The following is a 604-nucleotide window of genomic DNA, read 5'->3' as shown; positions in this document are numbered from 1 at the left end:
CGGCCGACTTGGCCGGGTCGATCCAGATCCGCATCGAATAGTTGCCGCCGCCGAAGATCTGAACCTGGCCCACGCCGTCGATGCGCAGCAGGCGGTCCCGCAGCGTCGAGTTGGCGTAGTTGCCGACGTAGTCGTTATCCAGGCTGCCGTCCGGCGAGGTCAGGCCGACGATCATCAGGAAGCCGCTTTCGGCCTTGTTGACCGTCACGCCGATCTGGCGGACCTGCTCGGGCAGCTTGGGCTCGGCCAGGGCGACGCGGTTCTGCACCAGGACCTGCGCGGAATCGAGGTCCGTGCCGGGTTGGAAGGTGACGGTGATCGACACCGCCCCGTCCGAGGTGGACGAGGAGGTCAGGTACAGCATCTTTTCGACGCCGTTAACCTCTTGCTCGATGGGGGCCGCCACGGTCTCGGCCCGGGTCTCGGCCGCGGCGCCCGGGTTGGCCGCGTTGATGGTGATCGTCGGGGGCGCGATCTCCGGGTACTGCGACAGGGGCAGCATCGGATAGGCGAACAGGCCGATCAGGGTGATGAACACCGAGATCACGCCCGCGCAGATCCGGGGGTCGATGAAGAAGCGGGAGAGATTTATCTATCTTAGCCC

General features: G+C 65.9%; 1 protein-coding gene. It reads right to left on the bottom strand.

Going from position 1 to position 604, the window contains the following annotated elements; all coding sequences use genetic code 11:
* Nucleotides 1–547, bottom strand: a 547-nt coding sequence (locus HX774_RS19670; protein ID WP_370523759.1) for an efflux RND transporter permease subunit, incomplete at its 3' end; no start/stop codon positions are given.
* Nucleotides 548–604 lie beyond the last annotated feature (57 nt).

The sequence above is a fragment of the Brevundimonas sp. P7753 genome, from assembly GCF_013386595.1.
Lineage (GTDB): Bacteria > Pseudomonadota > Alphaproteobacteria > Caulobacterales > Caulobacteraceae > Brevundimonas > Brevundimonas bullata.
The sequence above is the reverse complement of the archived record's forward strand: the minus strand, read 5'-3'. Positions and strand labels throughout refer to the sequence as shown.